6 protein-coding genes are annotated in these 7,327 nt (G+C 63.4%); 5 read left to right on the top strand and 1 reads right to left on the bottom strand.

Annotated elements, in window-relative coordinates; genetic code table 11:
* Positions 1-91: 91 nt before the first annotated feature.
* A complete protein-coding gene (exaA, locus tag RGM2987_RS01000; RefSeq protein ID WP_245138253.1) occupies positions 92-1,870 on the bottom strand; it encodes a quinoprotein ethanol dehydrogenase in 1,779 nt (592 codons plus the stop codon).
* 330 nt (positions 1,871-2,200) lie between these two features.
* Between exaA and pedF the strand changes: the two genes are divergently transcribed.
* The 5 genes from pedF (at position 2,201) to pedH (ending at position 7,191) form a co-directional block, all read left to right on the top strand.
* The gene (pedF, locus tag RGM2987_RS00995; RefSeq protein ID WP_245138252.1) at positions 2,201-2,662 is read left to right on the top strand and encodes a cytochrome c-550 PedF; all 462 of its coding nucleotides are present in this window, start codon (positions 2,201-2,203) and stop codon (positions 2,660-2,662) included.
* A gap of 5 nt (positions 2,663-2,667) precedes the next feature.
* Positions 2,668-3,543, top strand: a complete 876-nt coding sequence (locus RGM2987_RS00990) for a transporter substrate-binding domain-containing protein (RefSeq protein ID WP_245138251.1) — start codon at positions 2,668-2,670, stop codon at positions 3,541-3,543.
* A gap of 10 nt (positions 3,544-3,553) precedes the next feature.
* Positions 3,554-4,312, top strand: coding sequence for a quinoprotein dehydrogenase-associated SoxYZ-like carrier (locus RGM2987_RS00985; protein ID WP_245138250.1), 759 nt, complete (start codon positions 3,554-3,556; stop codon positions 4,310-4,312).
* 16 nt (positions 4,313-4,328) lie between these two features.
* Positions 4,329-5,261 (top strand): quinoprotein relay system zinc metallohydrolase 1, encoded by a 933-nt coding sequence (locus RGM2987_RS00980; protein ID WP_245138249.1) that lies wholly within the window; start codon positions 4,329-4,331, stop codon positions 5,259-5,261.
* 154 nt (positions 5,262-5,415) lie between these two features.
* A complete protein-coding gene (gene pedH / locus RGM2987_RS00975; RefSeq protein ID WP_245138248.1) occupies positions 5,416-7,191 on the top strand; it encodes a PQQ-dependent alcohol dehydrogenase PedH in 1,776 nt (591 codons plus the stop codon).
* The last annotated feature ends 136 nt before the right edge of the window (positions 7,192-7,327 follow it).

The following is a 7,327-nucleotide window of genomic DNA, read 5'->3' as shown; positions in this document are numbered from 1 at the left end:
CGAAGACGTCAGCACAGTCAAAATCCATATCAACCGAACCACCGCTTTCGCGAGCAAGCCCGCTCCCACAAGGATGGGGTACAGGTCAGGGTTATTTCTGCGCAGTTGCCTTGTCCCAACTCGGGATCTTGAACACCCAGAACGATCCACCCTGGGCCACGGGCTTGGTCAGTTCGGCCATGTCGCCGCCCCACAGCGGCACGGCGCCGCCGTAGCCGACGGTCACGCCGATGTACTGTTCGCCGTCCTGCTCCCAGGTGATGGGCGGGGAGACGATGCCGCTGCCGGTCTGGAATTTCCACAGCTCCTGGCCGGTCCTGGCGTCGAAGGCCTTGAAGAAACCATCGCCAGTGCCGGTGAACACCAGGTTGCCCTTGGTCGCGAGTACGCCGGCCCACAACGGCAGCGGTTCCTTGTGCTCCCAGACCACCTTGCCGGTGGTGGGGTTCATCGCTCGCAGGCTGCCCACGTGATCGTCATACATGCGCTTGATGCGAAAGCCCATGCCCAGGTAGGCCGAGCCTTTCTTATAGTTGACCTCCTCGGTCCAGTATTCCTCTTTCCATTGGTTGCCGGGCACGTAGAACAGCCCGGTGTCCTGGCTGTAGGCCATGGGGTTCCAGTTCTTGCCGCCGAGGAACGGCGGCGAGACTTCCACCGGCTTGCCTTTGGTTTCACCGGGCAGCGGCTTGGCCGGGCGTTGCCCGGGGTTTTCCACCGGACGGCCGGTCTTGAGGTCGATGTGGCTGGCCCAGGTGATGTTGTCGACGAAGGGGAAAGCGTTCTGCAACTTGCCGTTGTTGCGATCTACCACGTAGAAGAAACCGTTGCGGTCGGCATGGGCGGTGGCCTTGACCACTTTGCCGTCCTGGCCCTTGTAGTCGAACAGCACCAGTTCGTTATTGCCGGAAAAGTCCCAGGCGTCGTTAGGCGTGTGCTGGTAGAACCACTTCACCTTGCCGGTGCTTGGGTCAACGCCCACCTGGCCGGAGGTGTAGAGGCTGTCGTAGTCGTGGGGATTGCCGTCCTTGGCGGTACGCGCCCAGGTGTTCCATGGGCCGGGGTTGCCCGCGCCGACAATGATGGTGTTGGTCTCGGGATCGAAACTGGCGCTCTGCCAAGGCGCGCCGCCGCCATGGCTCCAGGCTTCGACCTTGCCGGTCTCGGTGGTCTTGTCGTCGGGCCAGGAGGGCGCCTTGACGTCGCCGGTCGGCGTGCTGTCCTTGCCGTTGAGACGGCCCATGTGGCCTTCGACGAACGGGCGCATCCAGACTTCTTCGCCGGTGTCTGGATCCCTGGCGAACAACTGCCCGACCACGCCGAACTCATCACCGGAACTGCCATGTATCAACAGCACCTTGCCGCTGGTCTTGTCCTTGATCAGCACCGGGGCGCCGGTCATGGTGTAGCCGCCGGCATGGTCGCCGAACTTCTTGTTCCACAGCACTTTGCCGGTGTTCTTGTCCAGGGCGACCACTCGCGCATCCAGCGTGCCGAAGTAGATCTTGTCGCCGTAGATGGCCGCACCCCGGTTGACCACGTCGCAGCACGGACGAATGTTGTCCGGCAGACGGTGGTTATAGGTCCACAGGCGTTTGCCGGTCTTGGCATCCAGGGCGAACACCCGCGAATACGAGCCGGTGACATACACGACGCCCTCGCTGACGATGGCCTGGGATTCCTGGCCGCGCTGCTTTTCGTCGCCGAACGAGTAGGACCAGGCGGGGGTGAGCTTGAACACGTTCTTGTCGTTGACCTGGGCCAGCGGGCTCCAGCGCTGGGCGTTGGTGCCCATGCCGTATTGCAACACGTCCCGGGTGGTCAGGTGGTCGTTGGCGATGTCATCCCAGGTGACCGCGGCGCTACCCATGGGGCTGAACGACAGGCTGCCGGCCAGCAGCAAGGCGGCGCTCAGGGCGCAGAGGGCGGATGGGTTTTTTATTGTCATGGTGGGCATTCCCAGTGAGGTTTTGGCCTGACTAGGGTGGGTCGTGCCGCAGGCCGGCGGATACGGAAAAAGTCCCGCCCTTGCCGGGAAGACTTCCCGAACCGCCTGTCTTTGCGACCTGCGTCGGATGGCCTGCTACCAAGGAACTAGACCCCGGCCACCAAAGCAGGATACGGCGGGGCAAAGGCGCTTTCTAAGATGACGGCACGGCCTCTGGACAGAGGTCTGCGTGCAATCTGAGAGGGCATAACAATGACAACAAAACGTAACGCCATCATCGCAACCGCACTGCTGGCGGGGCTGATCGGCGCAGGCTCCGCGTGGGCCCACGGCAACGTAGTGCCCCAGGCAGTGGAAACCAAGGGCCTGACCCCGGTCAAGGACACCAACCTGCCATTGGACGGCGATGGCTGGGCTTCGCAGAACCCGTATCGCAATTCCCCCGAACGCGACAAGGCCGTGGAAATCGGCGCCTCGGCCTATAACCAGAACTGTGCCGCGTGCCATGGCCTGGAAGCCAAGTCCGGCGGGATCGCCCCGGACCTGCGCATGCTGGACGCCGCCGAAGCCGGGGACGAATGGTTCGTCGAGCGCGTGCGTCACGGCGCGGTGCGCGACGGCCGGGTCTACATGCCGAAGATGGCCGACTACCTGAGCCAGGAAGCCTTGTGGGCGGTGCGCACTTATCTTGACAGCGTGCACGTCGAGGAGTGAGGGCCATGCGCCTGTTCGCGTGGGTGATGTGCGGCGTGCTGCTGTGTAGCCAGGCGGTGCAGGCGCAGGTGCGCAGCTATGACCAGATGATTGCTGCCGGTGAGTTGAAGGTGGCGGTCTACAAGGATTTCGCCCCTTACAGCTTCGAAGACCACGGTCAGCCCAGGGGCGTGGACGTAGAGCTGGCCCAGGCGTTGGCAAAGGCCCTCGGCGTGCGCCTGAAACTGATCTGGGCACCGCCGGGCGAGAAGCTCGATGACGACCTGCGGGACTACATCTGGCGTAGCAGCCCCTTGCATGACCGGCAGTTGGCAGACCTGATGATGCGGGTTCCGTACGATCACGACTACGTGCAAAAGCGCAACGACGTCGGTGAGCTGGAAAACGCCCAGGTGGTGATGTTCGGGCCGTACCAGCAGGAGAGCTGGCAAGTGGCGTATGACCGTCGGCGCCTGGAGTCGGTGGGCAGTGTCGCGGTGTTCGAGCAGCACCCCATCGGCGTCGAAGTCGACAGCGTGCCGTCGTTCTACCTGACCTCGGTGTTCAACGGCATGCTTGGCGCCAAGACCCACCATTTCCCCGGTGTCAGCCAGGCGTTCAAGGCCATGCAGGCCGGTGAAATCGACGCGGTCATGGCGATGCGCGGGGAGATCGACTGGCAGCTGCATGTGGCGGCCGATCCGCAGTTGGCGTTGGCGCAGAATGCCTACCCGAACATGGGCAAGCAGCGCTGGGAGATCGGCATGGCGGTGCATGAAAGCAACCGGCAATTGGCCTATGCGGTGGAGGAAGCGCTGGAAGGCTTGATCCGCGACGGCAGTCTCAAGGCGGTCTATGCCCGTTACGGCCTGCGCTATGACGTGCCCGAGATGTACCAATAGGAGCGCAGGGATGAAACGGCTCGCGTGTTGGCTGCTGGCGTGCAGCTTGTCGACGATGGCGGCGGCAGCCGTGGAGCCGGGGCAGGATCCGGTGCCTTCGGTAATGTGGGCTTTCTACCACAAGCAATTGCTGGGGGAGGCGGCGTTCGTGTTTGACGAGCGGGTGCGGGTCCTGGCGCCACCCTTTGCCGAAGACGCGCGCCAGGTGCCGCTGGAGATCGATGCCCGGGCCTTCGGCGCCGATGTGGTGCGGGTGCTGGCCTGGGCCGAACTCAATCCGTTGCCGAAAATCGTCGACTTCCAGCCGACCGAGCGCGTACAGCCCTGGCTGTCGATTCGTATCCGTATCGAACAAGCTACGCCGCTGCGTGCCGCCGTGCAGACCCGCGATGGGCTGTGGCACGTTGGCTCGGCGTTGATCGACGCGGCCGGCGGCGGCTGCACGGCGCCCAGTGTGGTGCGCACCCAACCGGGCTGGGAAGAGCATTTGGGCGAGGTGCTTGGCGGCCGCTACCCCCGAGGCGAAACCAGCCGGCTGCGCTTGCAAGTGGCGCATCCGATGGATAACGGTCTGGTCAGCGGTATCCCTGAATTCTTCATCAATCAGGCCCAACTGCTGGGCGCTGATGATCACGTGCTGGCGCGTCTGGAGCTGTTTCCGGCGGTCAGTGAGAACCCCAACCTTGGCTTCGACATCCGAGGCCCCGGGCCGGTCCGCCTGTTGCTGCGCGACAACAGCGGCAACGCCTTCGAGGCGGCGATCCCCTGAACAAAAGGAGCGCGCCATGCGTGGGTTGTTGCTGATCTTTGTTTGCCTGTGCCTGCCGGCATGGGCGGGCACAGACTATTCGCTCAAGCCCCGGCAGATCGCCGATGGGACCTGGCTGCTGGAAGGCAGCACCGAGAATTTCGCCAAGGCCAATGGCGGCAATATCGTCAATACCGGTTTCATTGTCACCGATGCCGGCGTGATAGTGATCGATACCGGGCCGTCGAAACGCTACGGCGAGGCCATGCGCCAGGCCATCGCCGCGTCTACCGATAAGCCGGTGATCCAGGTGCTGTTGACCCATCACCATCCTGATCACGTGTTAGGCAATCAAGCCTTCAATGACGTGCCGATTGGCGCGCTTGCCGGCACCACGAATCTGTTGCGGCAACAGGGCGACGTCATGGCGGAGAACATGTACCGGCTGGTAGGCGACTGGATGCGCGGCACTGAGGTGGTGCTGCCGACCCAGGTCCTTGAGCCTGGCTTGCTCAAGGTCGGCAATCACGCCTTGCGCCTGCTGCAACTGGCCGGGCACACCGGATCTGACCTGGCGATTTTCGACGAAACCACCGGCGTGCTGTTCGCCGGCGACCTGGTGTTCTACGAGCGCGCCCTGACCACCCCCAATAGCCCGGGGCTGGAGGTCTGGCTCAAAGACCTGGACACCTTGCAGGCCTTGCCCTGGAAGCTGATCGTGCCCGGCCACGGCCCAGTGGCGAGCGAAAGCCGGCCCTTCGTGCAGATGCGCGACTACCTGGGCTGGCTCGACCAGTTGATGCGCGACGGCGCCGCCCGGGGCGACGACATGGCCGAAATGATCCGCCGTCCCATCCCCGAGCGCTTTGCCGGGATCAGCCTGAGCCGTTATGAGTTGATTCGCAGTGTCAGCCATTTGTATCCGCGCTATGAGCGGATACAAATGAAGCGGGTGAATATCAACAGATAGCCCCGACAGATCACCCTGTGGCGATCTTCATATGTACCAAGGAACTAGAAAACTCAACACAGCGGGCAATTGTTGATGATGGCCCCGAGGCCAAGAATCTGCGCCAGACCGGGAAAATTTCCCGGGTATAACAATAACCGCAGAGGTAGCCGTCATGACTCATCCCGCACGTCGCCAGCCCTTCGCCGTGAGCCTGCTGCTCAGTGCCATGCTGCTGTCCGGTTCGGCCCTGGCCGCCGTGACCGATCAGGAAATTCTCCAGGATCCCAAGAACCCGCAACAGGTCGTGACCAACGGCCTCGGCGTGCAGGGCCAGCGCTACAGCCCGCTCGACGCGCTCAACGTCGATAACGTCAAGGAGCTGCGCCCGGTCTGGGCGTTTTCCTTCGGTGGCGAGAAGCAGCGCGGCCAGCAAGCCCAGCCGATGATCAAGGACGGAGTGATGTACCTCACCGGTTCCTACTCACGGGTGTTTGCCGTGGATGCGCGCACCGGCAAGAAACTCTGGCAGTACGATGCGCGCCTGCCCGATGACATCCGCCCCTGCTGCGACGTGATCAACCGTGGCGTGGCGCTGTATGGCGACCTGGTGTTCTTCGGCACCCTCGACGCCAAGCTGGTGGCCCTGAACAAGGACACCGGCAAGGTGGTGTGGAGCAAGAAGGTCGCCGACCACAAGGAAGGCTATTCCATCAGCGCCGCGCCGCTGATCGTCAACGGCAAGCTGATTACCGGCGTGGCCGGTGGCGAGTTCGGCGTGGTCGGACAGATCAGTGCCTATGATCCGAAGAACGGCGAACTGCTCTGGACCCGCCCGACCGTCGAAGGGCACATGGGCTACGTCTACAAGGACGGCAAGGCCATCGAGAACGGTATTTCCGGCGGCGAGGCCGGCAAGACCTGGCCCGGTGATCTCTGGAAAACCGGCGGTGCCGCGCCCTGGCTGGGCGGCTACTACGACCCGGAAACCAACCTGTTGCTGTTCGGCACCGGTAACCCGGCCCCGTGGAACTCCCACCTGCGCCCTGGCGACAACCTCTATTCTTCGTCGCGCCTGGCCCTGAATCCGGACGACGGCAGCATCAAATGGCACTTCCAGAGCACGCCCCACGATGGCTGGGACTATGACGGCGTCAACGAGCTGATCTCGTTCAACTACAAGGACGGCGGCAAGGAGATCAAGGCGGCGGCCACTGCTGATCGCAACGGCTTCTTCTACGTGCTCGACCGCACCAACGGCAAGTTCATCCGTGGCTTCCCGTTTGTCGACAAGATCACCTGGGCCACGGGCCTGGATAAGGACGGGCGGCCGATCTACAACGAGGCCAGCCGTCCGGGCGCGCCGGGCAGCGAGGCGAAGGGCAGCTCGGTGTTTGTCGCACCGGCGTTCCTCGGTGCGAAGAACTGGATGCCGATGGCCTATAACCAGGACACCGGGTTGTTCTACGTGCCATCCAACGAGTGGGGCATGGACATCTGGAACGAAGGTATCGCCTACAAGAAAGGCGCGGCGTTCCTCGGCGCGGGGTTCACCATCAAGCCGCTCAACGAGGATTACATCGGCGTACTGCGGGCCATCGATCCGAAGACCGGCAAGGAAGTCTGGCGCCACAAGAATTTCGCGCCGCTGTGGGGCGGGGTGCTGACCACCAAGGGCAACCTGGTGTTCACCGGCACGCCTGAAGGCTTCCTGCAGGCCTTCAACGCCAAGACTGGGGAGAAGGTCTGGGAATTCCAGACCGGCTCCGGCGTACTCGGCTCGCCCATCACTTGGGAGATGGACGGCGAGCAGTACGTCTCCGTGGTCTCCGGCTGGGGCGGCGCGGTGCCGCTGTGGGGCGGTGAAGTCGCCAAGCGCGTGAAGGACTTCAACCAGGGCGGGATGCTCTGGACGTTCAAGTTGCCGAAGGAGCTCGTCGCCAAGCGCTAAAGCCTTCACCTGTGGCGACGCAACCCCTGTGGCGAGGGAGCTTGCTCCCGCTGGACCGGGCTGGCGCACCAGTGCGAGGCGCTCCCCGCTGCTTGGGTACTGCAAGTCATTGCAGGGCGACTGCTTCGCAGTCGTG

Origin of the sequence: Pseudomonas sp. RGM2987 (assembly GCF_022952855.1) — a bacterium.
Taxonomy (GTDB): domain Bacteria; phylum Pseudomonadota; class Gammaproteobacteria; order Pseudomonadales; family Pseudomonadaceae; genus Aquipseudomonas.
This window is presented reverse-complemented; position numbering and strand designations above follow the sequence as displayed.